Below are 21064 nucleotides of genomic sequence, written 5' to 3' on the forward strand. Positions count from 1 at the left end.
CACCGGTCAACAGAATGAACGCGCTGTCCGGCATCCGGAATGTCAGGCAGGCGCCAGAATCAGGGAAAAGCAATGAGCGGAAATATCGTAAACGTAACTGATGCATCCTTCGACGAGGAAGTTCTGCAGGCGAGCACTCCGGTACTGGTGGATTACTGGGCTGAGTGGTGTGGACCCTGCAAGATGATTGCGCCGGTACTGGAAGAGATTGCCGATGAATACGAAGGCAAGCTGAAGATCTGCAAGCTGAACATCGATGAAAACGAGCAGACTCCGCCCAAGTTCAATATTCGTGGCATTCCCACTCTGATGCTGTTCAAGAACGGCAATGTGGATGCTACCAAGGTGGGGGCCCTGTCAAAGTCTCAGCTGGCTGCTTTCCTCGACAGCAACCTCTGATTCGACCTCCAGGTTGATCAGTGCGAAACCGCCGGTGAACCAGGTTCACCGGCGGTTTTTTTATGGGGGCTAAACGCGGGGAGGCGATCAGGTGCAGGCTGAACGGGTCGCAGGGCTGATTCTTGCTGGCGGAGAGGGGCGCCGGCTGGGCGGCCTTGACAAGGGGCTGGTGCAATGGAAAGGGCGTCCCATGGCCGCAAGCGTGGCAGATGCCCTGGGTGCGGTAGTGCCCAGGGTGATGATCAGTGCCAATCGGTCACTGGACCAGTATGCCTGCTGGACTGATGAAGTCCTGTCGGATCCGCCGGAGCTGGCATGGCAGGGACCTCTTGCCGGCCTTCTCGCGGGTCTTGTGCGGGCACGAAAGCTGGGTTTCGAGGCTGTTCTGGTCTCGCCCTGCGACACTCCCGGGGTATCACCGGAACTTTTCAGGCATCTTCTGGAGGCGGCGGGGGGAAGCCCGGCCTCGCCGGTGCTGGCCCGCATGGATGACAGGCTCCACCCCCTTCACGGGATCTATCCCGTGGTACTTGAGGCAGAGCTCAGGGACTATCTCGTATCCGGCGAACGACGAGTGCAGGGATTTACCCGCGCCCAGTGTGCGCTGGAGGTCGACTGCAACGGCTTTCCGGAGGCCTTCGCCAACCGGAACCGCCCTGAAGATTTTCCGGATTCCGCGGGCTGAAGGCCGGGAGCCCGGACTTGTCCTCCGCCGGGGACGAAAGTCTGCTCCGGTGTGCCGGGTCAGGGGCGCTCCTGGTCTTCCCCCTGCCACTGGGAACTGCGCTCCCGGTCAGAGGCTTTCTGTTCCACCCAGTGTTCGCCTTCAGAGGTGATTTCCTTTTTCCAGAAGGGCGCTGAGGTTTTCAGGGCATCCATGATGAATTCACAGGCAGCGAAGGCGTCGCTCCGGTGGCTGCTGCTGATGCCCACGAAGACAATCTGGTCACCGAGGCGCAGGTGTCCGACCCTGTGGACGATGCGCGCGGCACCTATGTCCCAGCGTTTGCTGGCATCCGTCACCAGATCCTCAATGACTTTTTCCGTCATGCCGGGATAATGCTCAAGGTACAGGCCTTCAACTCCGGCCTGGTCGCCGAAGTCCCGGACCAGGCCAGTAAAGGTGGCGATGGCGCCGGTGCAGGTCCCACTGTCACGAAGTAACCGGTATTCCAGAGCCTGATCGAAATCGGCCTCCTGCACGGTGACCTTTCCGGCCTTCGACTCGGTTCTGTTCATCGTTCAGCCCCCCGTTACCGGTGGAAACAGGGCAACTTCGTCCCCGTCATCCAGCGTCCTGGCCGGGCGCGCCATGCTCTGGTTGATCGCAATCATCACCGGCTTGCCGTCACGAAGTTCTGCCCAGGGTCCGCCCTGGTCCGCCAGCTGTTCGAACAGGTCACCCGCGGTGCTGCCAGAGGGCAGCTCCAGGGTGAGAATGTCCGTATCCAGTGTTTCCCTGAGCCGGGCAAAAAACCGGACATGGACGGTGATGGTTTGAGTACCTTTATTGCTGATGTCTGCAGAATTCATGTTCACCTTCAGGCGCCCGTCAGGTCGGAAAAAGCATAAAAACTCACCATGTCGCCTGGCTTGACCGTGGTGTTTTCGGGAATGACGGCAAGACCATCCGCCCAGCATGCGGAGCTGAGCATGCCCGAGCTCTGGTTGGGGTAAGCGATGGCAACGATCTGCCCGTTATGCAATTCCCTCCGCGCGCGGACGAATTCCCGGCGAATGGAGGCCTTGTCCAGAGTAAAGCCCGCTGGCAGCTGGGCCGGCTTTGGTGGCAGGCCTGTGTTGCCCTGGCACCGGCGGATAAAGGGAGCCGCTATAACCAGGGTGGTCACCAGCACGGCAGCGGGATTACCGGGCAGTCCCAGTACCGGAGTGCCAGAAATCTGGCCAAAAGCCAGAGGTTTTCCCGGTTTGATTGCCAGCCGCCAGAGTGACAGTTCGCCGATTTCCTCAAGCGCTGCCCGCAGATGATCTTCTTCGCCCACGGATACGCCGCCGCTGGTGATGATCAGGTCGGCGCTGGCTGCTGCTTCCTTCAGAGCTGTCACCGTGGCCTCGTGCCGGTCCGGAACTGTCTGGCAGGCGACCACCTTGCAGTCCAGCTGCTGAAGAAGGCCCTGCAGAGTATAACGATTGGTGTTGTAGATCTGGCCGGGAGTGAGGCTGTGCCCCGGTTCCACCAGTTCGTCTCCCGTGGTCAGTATCGCGACCCGTAGCCGCCGCCAGACCGGAACCCGGTCACAACCCAGCGAAGCGATCAGACCCAGCTCCTGGGGCCTTAGGCGGGTTCCGCTGCTCAGGGCGACGGTGCCCTTTTGCAGGTCCTGACCCCGACGCCGGATGTTCTGCCCCGGCGGGGGCGTGCTCTCAAAAGAGACATGGCCGTCGTCCAGAGTGGTGTTTTCCTGCATGATCACAGTATCAGCCCCCTCGGGAATGGGGGCGCCGGTAAAGATGCGAGCGGCGGTGCCTGCCTGCAGGGGCGGCGGATTGTCACCCGCGGCAACCCGGCCCGATACGGGCAGACGTCGATCGGCACCCGGATCGGCACAGCGAAAAGCGTAGCCGTCCACCGCGCTGTTGTCCGACTGGGGCACGTCCATGGGTGCGGACAGGTCCTCGGCCAGAACCCGCCCCAGGGCATCTCCGAGGGGCACCATTTCGGTTTCAGATAGCGGTTTCGCGCTTTCCAGAAGATGCTGCAGGGCAGTGTCGACGGAGGTCAGGTTTGCCAGTGACATCAGCGTATGGCCTTCGAACCGATGATTTCATTGAGGCGACCAACCGGACTTTCCGGCTTGCGGCTGACCAGGGCGACGAAGTTGCAGGGCTTCTGGGTTCCGCTGAGCTGGTATTGCAGTATACCCTCCCATCCCGTCCGGCAGGCGCCGGTAGAACCAGGCAGGCAGAATATCACCGTGTGGTTGGCGAGGCCGCCGAAGGCCCGGGACTGCACTGTGGAGGATCCGATTTCTTCCGCGGACAGCCGCCGGAATTCCTCGCCAAAGCCTTCAATGATCTTGTCCAGTAGGGGAGTGACAGCCTCGGGTGTGCTGTCCCGTTCGTGAAAGCCGGTGCCGCCGGTAATGAGAACCCCATGGACGTCTGGCTCGGCAATCCAGCGGGAAATCAGCGCCCGCACAAGATAGACATCATCCGGGAGTATCCTGCGGGAGATTACCTGATGACCCGCAGCGAGCACGGAATCCTCAAGATACTGGCCCGACGTGTCCTCGCCGGCGCCCCGGGAGTCGGACACAGTGAGAATTGCGAGGTTGAGTGATCTGGTCTGAATGCTGGTTGTCATTTCGACTGGATGCTCCGTATTGTCTGGTTTTGCCTGCCGGCGTGCCGGAACCAACAGTATCCCGTTGGAGGGCGAATTTTGGAAGGGCTGGTATTGCCCGCCGTTGTTGTTATAATGATCCCCGATGAGGTCTTTCAGGTACTTGACATTTACCAATGTCTTGAGGAAAGATCGTCGTGTTAGCAGAAGCTGAAGTTCCCCAGCCTCTGGCCTGAGTGTTCTGCCTGGCGCCCGCCCGGCGGTTCCTTTCCCAGCGTGAAGCAAGCGTCTTTTGCACTACATACTCGGGGGTTGCCCCTGTCCACTCAAACCCTGTTTACTTCCATCCCTGATTATCTAACAACTTATGAATCTTACTGAACTGAAGCAGAAATCCGTGCCCGAACTGCTCGATACCGCGCAGGAAATGGGTCTTGAGAACCTCGCCCGCTCCCGTAAACAGGATGTGATCTTTTCCATCCTGAAAAAACACGCGAAAAGCGGTGAAGACATCTCTGGTGACGGGGTGCTGGAAATACTGCAGGACGGCTTCGGCTTTCTGCGGTCCGCCGACGCCTCTTACCTCGCCGGTCCTGACGACATTTATGTGTCTCCCAGTCAGATTCGCCGATTTAATCTGCGCACCGGGGATACAGTGGCGGGCAAGATCCGGCCGCCGAAGGACGGCGAGCGCTACTTCGCGCTGCTGAAGGTCAACGAAATAAACTTCGACAAGCCGGAAAATGCCCGCAACAAGATCCTGTTTGAGAACCTGACGCCGCTGTTCCCTGATGAGCGACTCACTCTCGAAGCCGGCAACGGTAGCACCGAGGATCTGTCTTCCCGGGTGCTGGATCTGGTTGCGCCTATCGGCAAGGGTCAGCGCGGCCTCATAGTGTCTCCGCCGAAAGCAGGTAAGACCCTGCTGATGCAGACTATTGCCCAGGCCATCACCCGGAACAGCCCGGAATGTCACGTCATGGTGCTGCTGATTGACGAGCGGCCCGAGGAAGTGACGGAAATGCAGCGCACCGTGCGTGGCGAAGTCATTGCCTCCACCTTTGATGAGCCACCGGCCCGCCACGTACAGGTGGCCGAAATGGTGATCGAGAAGGCCAAGCGGCTGGTTGAGCACAAAAAAGATGTGGTGATTTTGCTGGATTCCATCACCCGTCTGGCCCGTGCCTACAACACCGTGATCCCTTCATCGGGCAAGGTGCTGACCGGTGGTGTGGATGCCCATGCTCTGGAAAAACCCAAGCGCTTTTTTGGTGCTGCCCGTAATGTGGAAGAGGGCGGCAGCCTGACCATTCTGGCCACAGCCCTTGTAGACACCGGCTCCAAAATGGACGAAGTGATTTACGAGGAGTTCAAGGGCACCGGCAACATGGAAGTGCATCTGGACCGCAAGATTGCAGAAAAGCGGGTCTATCCGGCGATCAACATCCGTCGCTCCGGCACCCGCCGGGAGGACCTGCTGATGGCAGAGGCCGACATCCAGCGTGTCTGGATCCTGCGCAAGCTGCTTCACTCCATGGATGATGATACCGCGGCTCTTGAGTTCCTGCTGGACAAGCTGCGCGAGAGCAAGACCAACGACGAGTTCTTCCAGTCCATGAAGCGCCGTTAAGGGCGCGGATCGGAGGATCACCGTCTCCGGCGGAGCGCACCAGCGCTCCGCCGACATCCGCTTTGCCGGGTTCCCCGTATCGTATCCCTGACACCCCAACACAGGGCATGCCATGAATTACAGCGACCTGCGCGATTTCATCAGCCAGCTTGAAAAGCAGGGCGAGCTGAAACGCATCACCGTGGAAGTGGATCCGTATCTGGAAATGACCGAAATCTGTGACCGCACCTTGCGTGCCGGTGGCCCTGCACTGCTGTTTGAACGGCCGAAAGGCTATGACATGCCGGTGCTGGCCAATCTGTTCGGTACCCCGAAGCGGGTGGCCCTCGGAATGGGGCAGGATGATGTTGCCAGCCTGCGGGACGTGGGAAAGCTGCTGGCTTTTCTCAAGGAGCCGGATCCGCCCAAGGGCTTCCGTGATGCCCTGGAGAAATTCCCGGTGTTCCGGAAGGTCATGAAAATGAGCCCGAAAGTGCTGCGTTCCGCACCCTGCCAGGATGTGGTTATTGGCAAAGACGACGTGGATCTGACCAAAATTCCCGTGCAGCACTGCTGGCCGGGCGATGCAGGCCCGCTGGTGACCTGGCCACTGGTCATCACCCGGGGGCCACACAAGGAACGGCAGAACCTGGGCATTTACCGCCAGCAGCGCATTGGTCGCAACCGGCTCATCATGCGGTGGCTCAGTCATCGCGGGGGCGCCCTGGATTTCCAGGAATGGCAGAAAGCCCATCCGGGAGAACCCTTTCCGGTCGCCGTGGCTCTCGGCGCGGACCCGGCGACCATCCTTGGCGCCGTGACGCCGGTGCCGGATTCCCTTTCCGAGTATGCCTTTGCCGGTCTTCTCCGGGGCGCACGCACCGAGCTTGTCAAAGCCGGTCTCAGCGATCTGCAGGTTCCGGCCAGTGCGGAGATCGTCCTCGAAGGATTTATCTACCCGGGTGACACTGCTCCCGAGGGGCCCTTTGGTGACCATACCGGCTATTACAACGAGGTGGAGCAGTTCCCGGTGTTCACTGTTGAGCGCATGACCCACCGGCAGGATCCCATCTATCACAGCACCTACACCGGACGCCCGCCGGACGAACCTGCCATTCTCGGGGTGGCGCTGAACGAAGTCTTCGTGCCCATCCTTCAGAAACAGTTCCCTGAAATCACCGATTTCTATCTGCCGCCGGAAGGTTGTTCCTACCGGCTGGCCATTGTCACCATGAAAAAGCAGTATCCCGGCCATGCCAAGCGGGTGATGATGGGGGTGTGGTCATTTCTGCGCCAGTTCATGTACACCAAGTTCGTGATTGTCACAGATGATGACATCAATGCCCGGGACTGGAAGGATGTGATCTGGGCCATGACTACCCGGATGGACCCTGTGCGGGACACCCTGATCGTGGAAAACACCCCCATCGACTATCTGGATTTTGCTTCGCCGGTTGCCGGTCTGGGCTCCAAGATGGGACTGGATGCCACTAACAAATGGCCTGGTGAAACCAGCCGGGAGTGGGGAACCCCCATTACCATGACGGATGAGGTCAGGCAGCGGGTGGATGACATCTGGGATCAGCTCGGCCTTGAAGTTCCACCGTCCAGCCCCGAGTCATAGAGGCCAGATTCCATGGCGGAGGGGGCGCAGCCGGTCCGGCACCGGGTGACACTGAGGCCGTCAGGGCTTTCTTTTTTGGCCTCGGGAGAGGCAGATCTGCTGACTGCCGCCCATCAGGCGGGCATAGCGGTGCCGTCTGCCTGTCGCAACGGTGTCTGCGAGCTCTGCGAGGCCCTGCTGATCGGGGGCAGGGCCCTGAACAACCGTACGCATGCATTGGTACCCAATGCCGGCCGCCTGATGCTTTGTCGCACTCAGGCGGCCGGCCACCTTGAACTGGAGATAGAGGCCGTTATGGCAGTTGGAGAAATCACCCCCCGGAAATTTCAGGCAAAGGTTGCGGAGGTAAAGTCGATCAGCCACGACGTATACCGGGTGGAACTTCAGTTGCCGCGCCGCAGGGAGCTGACTTTTCATGCCGGGCAGTACCTCTCCGTGGTGCTGCCGGAGGCCGATCCCTGCTACTTCTCCATTGCCAGCAGCCCCAGGGCCGAAAAGCTTGAGCTGCATATACAGGCGACTCCCGACTGGGTTTCAGCCCAGCGGGTCATTGATGCGCTGCGATCGGGGCGTCCTGTCACCCTGGAGTTGCCCCATGGTCGGGCCTGTCTGGCTGCCGCCCCGGAAAAACCCCTGCTGATGGTGGCAGCGGGTACGGGCTTTGCCCAGATGAAAAGTATGGTGGATTACCTGAGGGAAACCGGATCTGATCAACCTGTCCGTCTGTTCTGGGGCGTGAGGCGCCATGAGGACATGTACCTCCGGAGTCTCGCCCAGCGTTGGGAGGAGGAGTGGCCAGAGTTCACTTTTGTGCCGGTGGTGGGTGACAGCGAAGACAATGACTGGTCCGGACATCATGACCAGCTGGTGCGCACAGTGCTGGCCTCAGGCGACGACTGGAGCAATGTCCGGGTCATGGCCAGCGGCTCTCCCACCATGGTGTACACGCTGATGGATGCGCTTGTGGCGGCCGGGCTTCCGGAGGCGGAATTTCATTCCGATGTACTGGAATATGCTCCCCGGAACACGCCCCAGAATCCGGCCTGAGCCGCGCGGCATTCCAGGTTCTGCCCTCAGGCTTTCGGCATGGGCAGGTCGGGCAGTCGGCTGTCTTTTACCAGCCCCTGCATCAGCAATTTGATGCTGGCGTTATCTTCCCCCATGTGAGCGTTAAGCCGGCTGAGTTCCGCCATCGCCTCGCGGCTGCGGCGAAGCCGCAGACTGGTTTCGAAATATTCCCTGGCTTTGCCCCAGAGCTCGTTCCGCAGGCTGATCCGACCCAGTGCCAGCAGGAGTTCAGCATTGTTGGGCCGGTCCTGCAGCCAGCGCTCGGCTGCCAGTAACTGCTCATCGGTTTTTCTGCCTTCCAGTCGGCCGTACAGGTTAATCAGCTCGTCGCTCCAGTGATTGCGAAGGATCTTGCGGACCAGTGCCTCAGCCTGGGCTTCATCGCCCAGATCCGCCAGCAGGCGGGCATATTCGTAAACGATCTGCTCATCTTTACGAAGGAAACCAGGCATTTCATCCCACAGACGGTTCAGGGGCTCCAGGGACTGGCCTCCAACAGACTGACGCCGGCATTCCTCTGCCGCCCGTTGAAGGAGATTTTGCCAGGTCCTGCGTTCCAGTTCGTCAAGTTCCGTGGCTTCCAGCAGGTCCCGTTTTCGCAGTTCTGGCAGCAGCTTTGACAGTTCCCGCCAGTCTTCCAGCCTTACATAGGCATTTTTCAGCAGTTTGAGCACAAATGGGTGCTGTGGGGCCTGTTTGCGCAGGCGGATCAGTGTGGCCAGAGCCTGCTCCAGACGGTTGCCTGCAAGCTGCAGCTGGGCCTGGGTGATACCCACCGCAAGGTCCGAGCCGGGTGTGCTCTCAAAGGCTTTGCGCAGCAGTTCGTCCACGGCTTCGTGATCGCCGGACTCAAAGGCGGCCTGGGCGGCGGCCAGGTAATTGATCAGAGGTGTGTCTGCCTGGTCGGCAGAAGCCTCCAGCAGCTTTCGGGCCCGGGGCCAGTTGCCTTCCGCCAGGGCCAGAAGCCCCTGGGTGGTTCTGCGGCGGGCCCGGCGTTCACTGCCTTTTGCCACCCAGCCGGTGATTGCGCCCGCGCCTCTGCCGGCCCTGCGAATCAGCCCGAACACGAACAGAACCGCAGCCACCAGCAGGATGATCAGGCCAAGGCCCACCCAGAAGTTGGTTTCAATCAGCCAGTGGCCAAGGTTTATCCGGATATAGCCCATGTCGTACTGGGGGCCCAGACTCAGGCCGGCGCCAATCAACAGTGCAACCAGTATGATGATCAGCAGTTTTATCATGATTCGCCATCCCCGCTGTCGCTGCTGTCGTCACTGCCGGATCCGTTTTCGGTCGTTTCCATGCGCCCGGCAATCCTGCCCTTGAGCAGTTCCAGGGATTTGCTGATGTCCGGGAGCTCCGGATCGATGGTCCTGTCCTTCAGTTCCGCAAGAGTCGACTGAAGGGCCTGGACCCTATTTTCGCTGGTGTCGTACCAGCGGGACAGGAAATCAGTTGCCTTGGTCAGGGCTCTGTCATAAAGCACCTGGTTGCGCTCCAGCAGAGCCAGCTCAGCCTCTTCCAGCATCAGTTGGAGGTTGAGTCGGGCATAGGCGCTCTGTTCCGCAGACATGGGCGGCTGAACGGGTTCGTCGAGCCGGCGGACGGCAACCATGCTGCTGAGGGTTTCCTTTATCTGCTGCCAGGCCCGCTGCCACTTGCTCTCACCACTCTCGGATTCATCCAGTGGAGCGATGGCTTCAGGTTCCGGAGCTTTCCCCTGGCCACTGAGGGCGGCATCGGTCAGCTTCTGGACTGTTTCGATGGCCGCTTCCAGTTGCAGATAGAGCCCCGTCCGGTCCACGCCGGAAATGCTTTTCAGGGCCATTATTTCCCGGGCCAGTTGCTGTCGCACCGGGTAGACCCCGATATCGTCCGTTTCCGCGAGCACTTCATCAGCGGTCTTGAGAAGCGTAAGGGAGCCCTCGAAGTCTTTTTCGATCAGCAGGCGCTGGTTGGCGAGCCGTAGCAGGTATTCTGCCTCTGCCAGCAGCCAGTCGGTGCGGGTACGGCTTCCCTTTTCCAGCAGCTCGCGGGCGTTGTGGTCGATCTGGCGCTGCTGGGTGGCAATTTTCTCCCGCATTTCGCTCAGCCGGTTTTCCAGTGCCTGTAGCCGTTCGCTCTGCTGGTTGTCGGTCTGACTGTAATCCCGGTCAAGGCGATCGGTGGCTGCGCTCACTTCGCTGAGGCTCTGCTGCAGCGACTGCTGTTTCTGCCACTGCATCCAGCTCCAGAATGCCAGGGCAAGGGTGAGTATCAGAGCCAGGATGACCACTAGCCACAGGGGCCAGGTTCGGGGGTGAGCGTGAGAAGTCTGGTCCGTCCGGGCGGGCAGTTGCTTGTCTGAGTCAGTCACGGGCATCCTTAGCTGGGCTGTGGGTGAGACCGCAGGGTCCTGTATGATCTTTTGCTGTTTTTGTTCTTTGTTTATTTAGTCTGGTTATTCTGCTTGTTCTGCCTGCTGCAGGCCAGATGCCCGGCGATGCACCGGGCAATGGCGCGGTCGTCCAGGCTGTCGGGTGTTTTTACGAACTGGAAGCCTGCTGCTCTGGCCTGCTTCGCCACCCGTTCCACCGGCACTACCAGCAGTCGCTGTTGCAGATTATGATCGCTATTCTTACCTAGTGCGATGAGATTGTTCAATGTTTCTCCGGACAGCACGACAATGGCATCCGGAGCAAACACATCCAGATGGCTGCTGATGTCATCGGCCGACCAGGCCGGACACTGGCGGCGGTAAAGGAGCAGCTCGGAGACGTCGGCCCCTCGCTGCAGAAGGGTGTCACGGATCAGTTCCCGGCCGCCTTCACCCCGGGCAATGAGCACCCGCTCGCCCTCTGGCAATTGCAGTCCGGGGAGCTCCAGCAGGTGCTCGCTGGTGAATCCGCCGGCAGGGACCCCGGGAGTCAGACCCGCAGACTCGAGTACCGCGGCCGTGCCGGCCCCCACGCCGTACCAGTGCAGGCCAACCGGAAGCTGTGGCCACCAGGTATCCACCCGGGCAAGTAACAGGCGGGCGGCATGAGGACTGACCGCAATCACATGCCGGAAAAGGTCCAGATTCTGCACCAGACTGCGCTGGGCGGGCGTTTCCGGAAGCTCCTCCCGGTCCAGAAGAGGGAGAAGTCTGACCCTGGCTCCCGCCTGGGTGAGGTGCTCTGCCAGACGTTCACCTTCGGGACGGGGGCGGCACACCAGCACCCGTTTACCCTTCAATGGCGCCTCAGGTAGGTGTGTGGCCATAAATCTCAGCGAGTACCCGGTCTGCGCCCAGTGCCAGCAGGTCCTCCGCCAGCTCCCGTCCAAGGCGTTCGCCCTCGGCACGTGGGGCACGACCTTCCACCCGGAAAATCTCTGTGCCGTCCACCGCCCCCACCAGGCCACGAAGCCAGAGCGTGTCTTCCGATTCCAGCAGGGCGTAAGCGGCTATGGGCACCTGGCAGCCCCCTTCAAGGCGGCGATTCAGCGCGCGTTCGGCCCGGACACGGTCAGCCGAGTCCCGGTGGTCGAGCGGCGCAAGCAGCCGGATGAGTTCCTGATCGTCAAGCCGGCATTCAATGCCCAGCGCACCCTGGCCGACCGCGGGCAGGGAAATGGTGTCGGGCAGGCAGTAGCGTATACGGTCATGAAAACCCAGGCGCTTGAGGCCGGAACTGGCCAGCACTATGGCGTCGAATTCCCCCGCATCCAGTTTTCCCAGCCGGGTGTTCACATTGCCCCGCAGGGTGTGAATCTGCAGATCCGGCCGGTAGGCCCTCAGCTGGGATTCCCGGCGCATGCTTGCGGTGCCAACCACCGCCCCGTCCGGAAGTTCGTCAACGGTGTTGAAGTGGTTGCTTACAAAGGCGTCCGTGGGGTCTTCCCGCTCGCAGATGGCCACCAGTCCCAGACCTTCCGGCAGGTTCATGGGTACATCTTTCATGGAATGTACGGCCAGATCGGCTCGGCCTTCCAGCATGGCTTCTTCCAGTTCCTTGACGAACAGTCCCTTGCCGCCGATCTTGGCCAGGGGCACGTCGAGGATCTTGTCGCCCTGGGTTTTGATGCCTACCAGTTCCACGGTGACATGGCTGTGCATGCGCTCAAGCTCGGACTTGATGAATTCCGCCTGCCAGAGGGCAAGGGCGCTGTTACGGGTCGCAATTCGAAGGGTACGTTTTGACATGTTCAGTGATTTGCCAGATTGGAAAAGTGTGGCCCAAGCGTAACCTGTGAAGGCACAAAAGTCCCGCCTGAAGCCGCGGGTGCTGTCCACATCTCAGGCTTCACTGAGCCGGTTGCGAACGTCACTCACATGCCGCCGGCTCACGGCCAGGGCTGTATTGTCGTCCCTCAGGCGGATCCGGTACTGGCCGTCCTCCGACCGATGCAGGGCCTGGATGTGCCGGATGCCAACCAGGGTGTGGCGGTGGATGCGCATCAGCTGTTCGGGATGACTGCTTTCCAGCTCCTTCAGAGTAAAGTCGGTCACTGTGTCACCCTGGGCGTGATGGATAGTGACGTACTTCTGATCGGCCTCGCAGTATCGGATGCCGGCCAGCTCGATCAACTCTGTGCCCCGGTGAGTGCGGACCGCAAGCTGGGTCTCCGGATTTTCATTTCTGGCCTGCATGGCCTGCAGCTGAACCCGGTTTACCCGTCCGGCCCGGCCGAGGGCATCGGCCAGGGCTTCCCGGCGTACCGGCTTGAGGAGATAGGCGATGGCCTGGACCTGGAATGCGTTGATGGCGTAATGGTCGTAGGCAGTGCAGAAAATGATGGCCGGCGGGTGGGTCAGATCATTGAGCCTTTCTGCCACTTCCATTCCGTCTCTGCCAGGCATGCGGATATCCAGCAGTACTATGTCCGGCTGGAGTTCCGCCACGCCGCGAAGGGTGCTGTCGCCATCGCTGGCTTCGCCGCATGCCTGGTAGCCGGGTATGTCGTCCACGAGTCTGCGGATGCGCTCCCGGGCAAGCGGTTCGTCATCGGCGATCAGGATGCTCTGGATGCCGGCGTCCGTCATGGCGTGGGCTCCGGTGCTGGGGCGCCTGTGCGCAGGGGCTGCCAGGGCAGGCGCAGGGTTACCGTATAGGTGTCGTTCTGCTGGCTGTGCTTGAGTACGCCTGGCTCGCCAAACAGGGCGCTCAGCCGCGCCTGGATGTTGTCCAGCGCCATGCGGTTCCCCTCGTGGTTTTTCTGATCCTTCTCGGGCCTCGGGTTCTGGACCATCAGATAGACAGATTCCCCCTTGCGATAACCCAGAATGCTCACGCTCCCACCCTCTGGCCGCGGCTGGATGCCATGATAGATGGCGTTTTCCACCAGCGGTTGAAGGGACAGTGGAGGCACAGCCTGGTAATTGAGGCTGTCGTCGACGTCCCAGTTTACCGTGAGTCGCTCCCCGAGCCGGAGCCCTTCAATCATAAGATAATGGCGGCAGAGGGTCAGCTCTTCATGCAGGGGAATCAGCCGGTCCTGGGCTCTGAGGCTGGCCCGGAAAAGCTCTGAAAGGTCCAGTACGGCCTCTTCTGCCTGGTCCGGCCGGGTGGCAATGAGGCTGGCAATGGTATTCATGCTGTTGAACAGAAAGTGGGGGTGAATACGGGCCTGCAGAGCGGTCAGTCGGGCCTGCATTTCCGCCTGGCGTTGCTGCTGCCACTGGTGCTGGAGGTAGAAATAGCGCAACACCATCAGAGTGATGATCAGCGCCATCAGCAGGTTTCGTCCGATTGCCTGCCAGCGGTCGGAGCCGGTTTCGGGGCCCAGGACCTGTTCGGCAAACAGGCTGAACACCAGTACGTCAGCCATCACGATCAGCGTGATGACCAGACTGGCCGACCCGACCCCCAGATGCTCCATGTAGCGGCGTAGGCCGCAGATGATGGCCGCGCTGGTGAGCACTGTCCACTGGGTAAAGAGGGACAGCAGCCCAAAGTAGCTCCAGTCTATCCATCCGGAAGTGGTCCGGATCAGGGATACCAGCAGCACCATCAGTTCGCTGGTGATGACCAGCATGAAGACAGCACGCACCCGGCAGAGGTCGGGTACGAAGAACTCTTCACGGCCCGGCTCTTCAGCAGATGGCTGGCGGTTTTTCCTGCTGGCTGTGCTCATGCAGGTGAGAGTCTCCCAGAGAGTGTTATAATCCCGACTTCACTTCATTCAGGTCCGCAAGATAATGCCGGGCTGTCAGCAGGAAAGATAGACCATGACTGATCAGAACAAGAGCGCCGAGAAACCCTGGGGCGGTCGGTTCACTGAACCGACGGATGCATTTGTGGAGCGGTTCACAGCGTCGGTCGGATTTGATCAGCGGCTTTATCATCATGATATTATCGGCTCCATTGCCCATGCGACCATGCTGGCCGAAGTGGGGGTGCTGACCGCCGCGGAGAAAGACCAGATCATTAAAGGCCTCGGCGAAGTCAGAGCCGACATCGAGAGCGGAACCTTTGAGTGGTCCGTGAGCCTTGAAGATGTGCATATGAACATCGAGGCCCGCCTGACCGACCGCATTGGCATCACCGGCAAGAAGCTCCACACCGGCCGCAGCCGCAACGATCAGGTGGCGACGGACATCCGCCTTTACCTGCGGGATGAGATTGACGTGATTGCCGAAGAGCTGGCACGGCTGCAGTCGGGTCTGCTGGATCTGGCGGAGCGCGAGGCGGACACCATCATGCCCGGTTTCACCCACTTGCAGACGGCACAGCCTGTGACATTCGGGCATCACCTGCTGGCCTGGTATGAAATGCTGGTGCGGGATGCCGAGCGGCTGCAGGACTGCCGCAAGCGGGTGAACGTAATGCCCCTGGGCTCCGCTGCCCTGGCCGGCACTACTTACCCCATTGACCGTGCCATGACGGCCCGCCTGCTGGGTTTTGACCGAGCCAGCGAGAACTCCCTGGATTCCGTCAGCGACCGGGATTTCGCCATTGAATTCTGCAGCTTCGCTGCGCTGTTGATGACCCATCTCTCCCGATTCAGCGAAGAACTGGTGCTCTGGACTTCGGCCCAGTTTGACTTCATCGACCTTCCGGACCGCTTCTGTACCGGCTCCTCCATCATGCCCCAGAAGAAGAATCCGGACGTGCCGGAACTTGTACGGGGCAAAACCGGCCGGGTGAACGGCCACCTCGTAAGCCTCCTGACTCTGATGAAAGGCCAGCCGCTGGCCTACAACAAGGACAACCAGGAAGACAAGGAGCCCCTGTTCGACACCGTGGATACGGTGAAAGGCTGCCTAAAAGCCTATGCCGACATGGTGCCGGCCATCCGGGCCCAGGCTGACAATATGCGCACGGCGGCCAAGAGGGGTTTTTCCACGGCCACTGATCTGGCGGACTATCTGGTCAAGAAGGGTGTGGCCTTCCGGGATGCCCATGAAATCGTGGGCAAGGCGGTTGCGTTTGGCGTTGCCGAGGGGCGGGACCTGTCCGATATGACGCTGGCGGAGCTTGTCTGCTTCTCCGATGTGATCCGTGAGGATGTGTTTGATGTGCTGACCCTTGAAGGTTCGGTCCAGGCCCGCAATCACCTGGGTGGAACCGCCCCTGACCAGGTCCGGGCAGCGGTTGCCCGGGCCCGGGCGGGTCTTGCCGGCTAGTCCTGCAGGCCGCCAATGCGGCCGGTATCCAGCTCCACGGCAACGGGCCGTAGATCTTTCAACGGCCGGGGTCTGGACAGGCGGAACCCCTGGCCGTAGTGAATAGCCAGGCCCCGCACCTTCCGCAGTGCGTCGTCGTTTTCGATAAACGTCGCGACGGTGTGCTTGCCGGCGGCTTCAGCAATCCGGTGGAGAGCTTCCACCATCACCTGCTGCACCGGGTCATCGTGGAGGTGGGCCATCATGGCTTCGTCCAGTTTGATGATGTCCACCGGTAGCCGCGCCGCCAGGCTGTAGCTCTGGATCGAAGCGCCGGCGCCATCCAGGGCGACCCGACAGCCAATTCTGTGCAGGGCATTGCAAAGGACAGCCACCTCATCCGGATACTGGGTGGCAGTTTTCTCCTGCACTTCGAAACAGAAGCACTCAGGTGCGTAGGAAGAGGTCTTCAGCAGTTCCCCGACGAAATCCGGAAAACTGTCATCCAGTACGCTGGCCAGGGAAAGGTTGAAGCCGCAGTATTTCAGCCTGGGTTCAAGCAGGCTGTGGCGACCGAACCAGGCCATTGTCTTGCGGATGACCGCCCGGTCAATGTCGCCGGCAAGGCCGAAGCGTTCCGCCACGGGCAGAAATTCCCCCGGTTGCATCAGCGGACTGGCCGGGTCTTCCGGCTGCAGCCGGGCGAGAATCTCGATATGGTCGCCCCAGGTGATACTGGCTACCGGTCTCAGGGAGTGGTAATAGAGGCTAAGCCTGTCATTGTCGAGGCAGTCCCGGAGTGTTTCCAGCTTCTGGCGGCTCAGACCCTCCTCGCGACCGCCGCTAACGGCATCGGCCGCATGCAGGCGCGAGCGGCTGGCAGCAGCTGCGGTCTCACAAAGGTCCGCTGCCTGGGCAAGCAGACGTTCGGCGTCGGTCGGCGTGTCCTCTGTCAGCCGCAGAAGCCCGGCGCTGGTTGAGGTCTGGAGGGGCTGGTTCTTCCACTCAAAAACAAAACCGGCAACGAATGCCAGCAGATTGTCTGCCACCTTGCTGGCTTCCTGGCGGTTGCAGTTTTCGATCAGCAGGGCAAAGGTGTCGCTGCCCAGGCGTGCCAGGGAGTCACGCTGGCGTACCTTCAGCGTAAGCTCCCCGGCCAGGGCACGGAGGTACCTGTCGAAACCGCCATTGTTCTCGTGTTCGTTTATTTCCGCGGCCTTGTTCATCGTAAAGTAAAGCAGCGCATGGCTGCCCGGAGTGCTGCGGCTGTTGATCAGCAGCCGCTTCAGCCGGGCCGCGAATTCCCGACGGTTCAGCAATCCTGTCACCGGGTCGTGCCGGCTCAGGTAATGCCGGTTGTCGGAGCCCTTGACCCGCTCGGATATGTCCTTTGCCACCTGGACTGCACCCAGCAGCTCGCCTTTGCTGTCGAGCAGCCGGCGGTAGTGGATCTCATAGATGGGCAGGTCGCGGTCCTGCTGGGCCAGCGGGATTTCCACCACGAAGCTGTCCTTTTCCAGGGCTCTCTGCCAGAGGCCCTGTGCCAGTCGACGTTCATTGGGAAAATCCGCGAGCAGGTCGTTCAGATTGGCGCCTTCCACCGGTTCCACGTTATAGGTGTGAAGTGCCTGGACCCGGAAGGCCTCATTGAAATGTAACAGATTGAGGTCGGGGTCCACCGCCAGCACCAGATCGTCGGTGGCGGCCATGACCCCGTGCAACACGTTGGTCGCCCTGATTCGCGCCCTGTCCAGGACCTGGCGGGCAGTGTGGTCCACCAGGACCCCGCCAACACCGACAACCTGGAGGCCGGTTTTCAGGGCTCGGCCCTGAAGCTGGACATGGCGATGATGCTGGCGCGCAGTGATGAGGTCCAGTGTCAGGTCAAAGGGCTGACCGGTTCGTATGCAGCGCCGGAACAGGGCCCGCAGGCGAGCCTGGGCGCCCTGGCAGTAGAATATTGCCTGTTCCGGGGTGATTTCGGCACCCGGCCGAAGCTCCAGAACGCGATATACCCCTTCGGACCAGATCATCCGGTTATCGCGGATATCCAGTTCCCAGATGCCCAGCTCGCCGGTATCCTCGGCCAGCTGGGCCAGCCTGGGGCTCAGGGGTGTCGAGTCCCGCAGAGTTATGAAGGCGCTGGCCGCCTGGTCAGCGTCCCGGACGGCCAGGCGCAGTGTCATCTGGGCGGTAAAGAAGAAGCCGTCACGGTGGCGCAGAGTCAGCAGCACTGACTCTCCCTCATCAAATCGCTGGCGGTTGCCAGGGCTGAGGGGGTCGTCTTCGCGATCGGCAACAATGCGCATCACCGGCTGGCCTACCAGTTCGCTCGGATCATAACCAAGAACATGCTCGACCTGATTGTCCACGTAGGTGATCAGGCCACTGTCATCGACCCTGATCATGGCCCGGCGGGCATCCGGCTGGGTGCTTTCAATCCGGTAGCGGCGAATGAAGAATTCTTTCAAGGAAATTGCCCTGCTTTTATTTTTTTTGCACGGTTTGCCACGATGCGGTCATCATACTGATAATGAGTTCGGAAAGAACCTCTCAGCGGAGTCACTGTGACCGTCCACGCCATTCCGATCACCCTCGATTTCGAGGAAGGCATTGACCGCAAGACCCTGCGTCGGCTTCGTGAGCGGTTCTGTCTGGTCAACGAGGCGCGGTGGGGGAGGGTGCGCTCATCCCTCAGCTGGCGCCAGCACTCGGTGCTGGACCTTCTGCCCCTGGTTTTTCATCTCAATCATCCCGCACTCCCCGGCTACCTGGATCATGACTGTCCCTTCGGCGTTTGCCGTTACACCCCGGGTCCTGATGCAATCAGTGCCGCCCAGCGGATAGCACGGTCCTTCAGCCTCCGGGACAGCGGCAAGCGACAGCCCGACATCGAAGCCCTGTTTCTGATGGGCAGTCCCGGCTCTCTGGGACACTCTGTTGCCAGCGATCTGGATGTCTGGCTCTGCCACCGCCCGGACCTGTCAGAACGGGGCGTGCGCTGTCTGGAGCGCAAGGCCAGCAGGGTGTCAGACTGGGCAGCGATGCTCGGACTCGAACTCCACGTATTTGTGTTTGCCGCCACTGACTGGCGCAGAGGCCGCCAGCGGGCTGAGGTCAACGGCGAGAACTGCGGCAGCGCACAGCATTACCTGCTGCTGGACGAGTTCTATCGCACAAGCATACATCTGGCTGGCCGCTTCCCCCTCTGGTGGCTGATTCCTGCGTGCCATGAGAATGAGTATGAGGCGCGGGCGCGACAGCTGATTGACTGCCGTTTTATCCGCGGCGATGACTACATTGATTTCGGGGCGGTGCCGGCGATACCGGAGGAAGAGTTTCTCGGTGCAGGGGTGTGGCAGCTCTACAAGGGGATCGACTCCCCCTGGAAATCGCTGCTGAAACTCATGCTGACTGAGTGTTATGCCCGTGATAGCGCAAATGGTCCGCTGTCGCTGGCGTTCAAGGCGGCGGTGTATGCCGGCGAAACGGATCCCGACCAGCTGGATCCCTATGTCCTGCTGTATCAGCGTCTGGAAAGCTGGCTTACGGCCCTGGATGAGCCAGCGCGGCTGGACCTGGTGCGGACGGCTTTTTACTTCAAGGCCGGTCTGCCCCTTAGTCGGGCGGAAGCCGTGGGGGATCTCTGGCGAGGCCGTCTGCTGCATGGTCTGGTATCTGACTGGGGCTGGAATGACACCAGGCTCAGGGATCTGGATAACCGTCAGCAGTGGCGCGCCGAAGAGGTCATCAAAATCCGTCGGGCCATTGTCAATGAGCTCACCCATAGTTACCGTCTGCTTTCCAGACTGGCCCGCACGCACGCCCTGAAAGCCGCGATCAGCAGAGCGGATATGGGACTGCTTGGGCGCAAGCTTTACGCGGCCTTTCAGCGCAAGGCCGGAAAGATCGAGCTGATTAACCCCAACATTGCGCCTTCCCTGGCGGAAGAAAATCTGTCATTTCATCATCAGTCCAGCCATGGGGGCGGGGAGGTGTCTGAGGGCTGGTTGCTGTACCGGGATCTGGAAAATCCCTCGGACGCCTTCTGGCAGCCGGTAATCCGGCGCTCAAGCAATGTGACAGACCTGCTGGTCTGGTGTTACTGCAATGGTCTGCTGACCCGGGCGACCCGTCTCAATGTCCGTGCCGGCACCAGTGTTCTCAGTGTTGCCGAGCTCAGGGAAATGCTGGAAGCACTGAGTGCCAGGTTGCCCGTGCCCCTGCCTCCGGCGGGTCGTGAGGAGTTGCAGGCACCGGCGCGGCTTGTGAATACCCTGCTGTTTGTCAATGTCGCCATAGATCCCCAGGCGCGGCTGACCGAACGGGGACTGCACAAGCTGAGCGCCCATCACGATTCTCTTGGTTTCAGCGGGGGTCGGGAAAATCTGGTTCATGGCATTGATCAGGTCACCCTCAACAGCTGGCATGAGGTAAGCCTGCAGCACTACGCCAGCGGCGACACCCTGATCCAGTGTCTCAAGAACTACCTTGCTGCAGTGGCCGAATTCCCGCCCCAGCCTCCGAAGCTGTCAGTCCACAGTTCTGGCGGCCACGGAGGAGCCATCGCCCGACGGGTGGAAGAACTTTTTCAGGATGTTCATCGCCACTTCTTTGCCGGCGGCGCCGGGCCTCACCCGTTGAGGTATGTCATTGAAATGGACCGGCGTTTCTTCGTCCTGCAGTTCAGCGGTGACCAGCCGGGGTTCGTGGGCCTGGAGAGCCGTGCCGCCCTGAACGACTATCTGAGGAAGCCACAGGCGGCCTGGGCCCCGGTTGTTCTGGATCGCCATGCGCTAGTGGGGGACCCGGCTTTCCGGGCAGTCTGTTGTGCCGGCCAGCCTGAAGCGGTCCAGGTTTTTTACCAGTTGCAGGGTGAACGGGCCAGACTCTGGGTGCTGGATGAAACAGGGTCGATTTTTGCCTGGCAGCAACGCTTTTCCAGCCGCCGCCATCTGCTGGCTCCTCTCCTGAAGTTTCTGGAGAATCTCATGGAGCGCAGACAGTTGCGGGAAAGCACAAGCCTGAGTGGCGGCGTCGCTGAGGCACTCTGCCATGAACTGGTTATGAAAGATGGTGCCTGGCAGGCTGAGCGCCGGGTTTTCCGTGGCGACGATGTGCCGCTGGGCGGACTTGAGGTCCAGGCTGTGGGGATCCAGGAAGGGGGCAGCCACCTGAGGTTCGACGTTTTTTGTGGAGACCAGGAGTTCACCGTTCAGGAATACGGCGACCAGCTGATTTCTGCCGTGGCCCACTACATCCACTCCCTTCGCCGGCAGGGGGAGCCCTACCCGGTCTATCTGACCGATGTCCATCTGCCCCATGACATAGATCCCCGGATCTATCAGCAGGATCTTCAGACGATCCAGTATCTCTACTACCGCCATGAGCTTGAGCAGGCCCTGAACAGCGCTCTTGAGCGCGCACCTTCACAGGCTCCCCGGACGTAACGGACTCGGGTATACTGCCCGTTAAAATGAATCGGGAAAGGGG

At 60.7% G+C, this 21064-nt stretch carries 18 protein-coding genes; 7 read left to right on the top strand and 11 right to left on the bottom strand.

Going from position 1 to position 21064, the window contains the following annotated elements:
* The first annotated feature begins 72 nt into the window (after positions 1 to 72).
* Positions 73 to 399, top strand: coding sequence for a thioredoxin TrxA (trxA, locus tag LG327_RS06790; protein ID WP_404367583.1), 327 nt, complete (start codon positions 73 to 75; stop codon positions 397 to 399).
* 91 nt (positions 400 to 490) lie between these two features.
* Positions 491 to 1084 carry a molybdenum cofactor guanylyltransferase MobA gene (gene mobA, locus LG327_RS06795; RefSeq protein ID WP_404367585.1) on the top strand — a complete coding sequence of 198 codons (594 nt, stop codon included), beginning with the start codon at positions 491 to 493 and terminating at the stop codon, positions 1082 to 1084.
* Positions 1085 to 1143: 59 nt separating this feature from the next.
* Here the strand turns inward: mobA and LG327_RS06800 are convergent, their stop codons facing one another.
* From LG327_RS06800 to moaB, 4 genes are read right to left on the bottom strand one after another with little or no spacing between them, the layout of a single operon-like run.
* The gene (locus LG327_RS06800; RefSeq protein WP_404367588.1) at positions 1144 to 1638 is read right to left on the bottom strand and encodes a molybdenum cofactor biosynthesis protein MoaE; all 495 of its coding nucleotides are present in this window, start codon (positions 1636 to 1638) and stop codon (positions 1144 to 1146) included.
* A gap of 3 nt (positions 1639 to 1641) precedes the next feature.
* Entirely contained in the window at positions 1642 to 1932 is a 291-nt protein-coding gene (moaD, locus tag LG327_RS06805; protein WP_404367591.1) for a molybdopterin converting factor subunit 1, read from the bottom strand.
* A gap of 8 nt (positions 1933 to 1940) precedes the next feature.
* Positions 1941 to 3158 carry a gephyrin-like molybdotransferase Glp gene (gene glp / locus LG327_RS06810; protein WP_404367594.1) on the bottom strand — a complete coding sequence of 406 codons (1218 nt, stop codon included), beginning with the start codon at positions 3156 to 3158 and terminating at the stop codon, positions 1941 to 1943.
* Complete coding sequence (gene moaB, locus LG327_RS06815; RefSeq protein ID WP_404367597.1) at positions 3158 to 3724, bottom strand: molybdenum cofactor biosynthesis protein B; 567 nt, start codon at positions 3722 to 3724, stop codon at positions 3158 to 3160. Before moaB ends, glp begins: the two co-directional genes overlap by 1 nt.
* 346 nt (positions 3725 to 4070) lie before the next feature.
* Between moaB and rho the strand changes: the two genes are divergently transcribed.
* The 3 genes from rho to LG327_RS06830 all read left to right on the top strand — a co-directional run bounded on the left by rho (position 4071) and on the right by LG327_RS06830 (position 7983).
* Positions 4071 to 5333, top strand: a complete 1263-nt coding sequence (rho, locus tag LG327_RS06820; protein WP_404367600.1) for a transcription termination factor Rho — start codon at positions 4071 to 4073, stop codon at positions 5331 to 5333.
* 112 nt (positions 5334 to 5445) lie between these two features.
* Complete coding sequence (ubiD, locus tag LG327_RS06825) at positions 5446 to 6936, top strand: 4-hydroxy-3-polyprenylbenzoate decarboxylase (RefSeq protein ID WP_404367602.1); 1491 nt, start codon at positions 5446 to 5448, stop codon at positions 6934 to 6936.
* Between the two features lie 12 nt (positions 6937 to 6948).
* On the top strand, positions 6949 to 7983 hold the full coding sequence (locus LG327_RS06830; protein WP_404367604.1) for a 2Fe-2S iron-sulfur cluster-binding protein: 1035 nt from the start codon (positions 6949 to 6951) through the stop codon (positions 7981 to 7983).
* A gap of 26 nt (positions 7984 to 8009) precedes the next feature.
* Here LG327_RS06830 and LG327_RS06835 read toward each other — a convergent pair whose 3' ends face one another.
* The 6 genes from LG327_RS06835 to LG327_RS06860 form a co-directional block, all read right to left on the bottom strand.
* Positions 8010 to 9245 carry a heme biosynthesis HemY N-terminal domain-containing protein gene (locus tag LG327_RS06835; protein WP_404367607.1) on the bottom strand — a complete coding sequence of 412 codons (1236 nt, stop codon included), beginning with the start codon at positions 9243 to 9245 and terminating at the stop codon, positions 8010 to 8012.
* Positions 9242 to 10366 carry a uroporphyrinogen-III C-methyltransferase gene (locus tag LG327_RS06840; protein ID WP_404367609.1) on the bottom strand — a complete coding sequence of 375 codons (1125 nt, stop codon included), beginning with the start codon at positions 10364 to 10366 and terminating at the stop codon, positions 9242 to 9244. Before LG327_RS06840 ends, LG327_RS06835 begins: the two co-directional genes overlap by 4 nt.
* A 65-nt stretch (positions 10367 to 10431) precedes the next feature.
* Complete coding sequence (locus tag LG327_RS06845; protein ID WP_404367612.1) at positions 10432 to 11247, bottom strand: uroporphyrinogen-III synthase; 816 nt, start codon at positions 11245 to 11247, stop codon at positions 10432 to 10434.
* Positions 11228 to 12169: a hydroxymethylbilane synthase gene (gene hemC, locus LG327_RS06850; RefSeq protein ID WP_404367615.1), complete on the bottom strand. Its 942-nt coding sequence runs from the start codon at positions 12167 to 12169 to the stop codon at positions 11228 to 11230. The genes LG327_RS06845 and hemC overlap by 20 nt, the downstream gene beginning before the upstream one ends.
* 93 nt (positions 12170 to 12262) lie before the next feature.
* Positions 12263 to 13009, bottom strand: a complete 747-nt coding sequence (locus tag LG327_RS06855; protein ID WP_404367617.1) for a LytR/AlgR family response regulator transcription factor — start codon at positions 13007 to 13009, stop codon at positions 12263 to 12265.
* On the bottom strand, positions 13006 to 14100 hold the full coding sequence (locus tag LG327_RS06860; protein ID WP_404367620.1) for a sensor histidine kinase: 1095 nt from the start codon (positions 14098 to 14100) through the stop codon (positions 13006 to 13008). The genes LG327_RS06855 and LG327_RS06860 overlap by 4 nt, the downstream gene beginning before the upstream one ends.
* Positions 14101 to 14194: 94 nt before the next feature.
* Here LG327_RS06860 and argH point away from each other — a divergent pair, with 94 nt between their 5' ends.
* Positions 14195 to 15592 carry an argininosuccinate lyase gene (argH, locus tag LG327_RS06865; RefSeq protein ID WP_404367622.1) on the top strand — a complete coding sequence of 466 codons (1398 nt, stop codon included), beginning with the start codon at positions 14195 to 14197 and terminating at the stop codon, positions 15590 to 15592.
* Here argH and LG327_RS06870 read toward each other — a convergent pair.
* The gene (locus LG327_RS06870) at positions 15589 to 18042 is read right to left on the bottom strand and encodes an EAL domain-containing protein (RefSeq protein ID WP_404367624.1); all 2454 of its coding nucleotides are present in this window, start codon (positions 18040 to 18042) and stop codon (positions 15589 to 15591) included. The genes argH and LG327_RS06870 overlap by 4 nt on opposite strands.
* 96 nt (positions 18043 to 18138) lie before the next feature.
* Here LG327_RS06870 and LG327_RS06875 point away from each other — a divergent pair, with 96 nt between their 5' ends.
* Positions 18139 to 21021 (top strand): class I adenylate cyclase, encoded by a 2883-nt coding sequence (locus tag LG327_RS06875; RefSeq protein WP_404367627.1) that lies wholly within the window; start codon positions 18139 to 18141, stop codon positions 21019 to 21021.
* Positions 21022 to 21064: the final 43 nt, after the last annotated feature.

This window comes from Marinobacter sp., assembly GCF_044799475.1.
In the GTDB taxonomy this organism is placed as follows: domain Bacteria; phylum Pseudomonadota; class Gammaproteobacteria; order Pseudomonadales; family Oleiphilaceae; genus Marinobacter.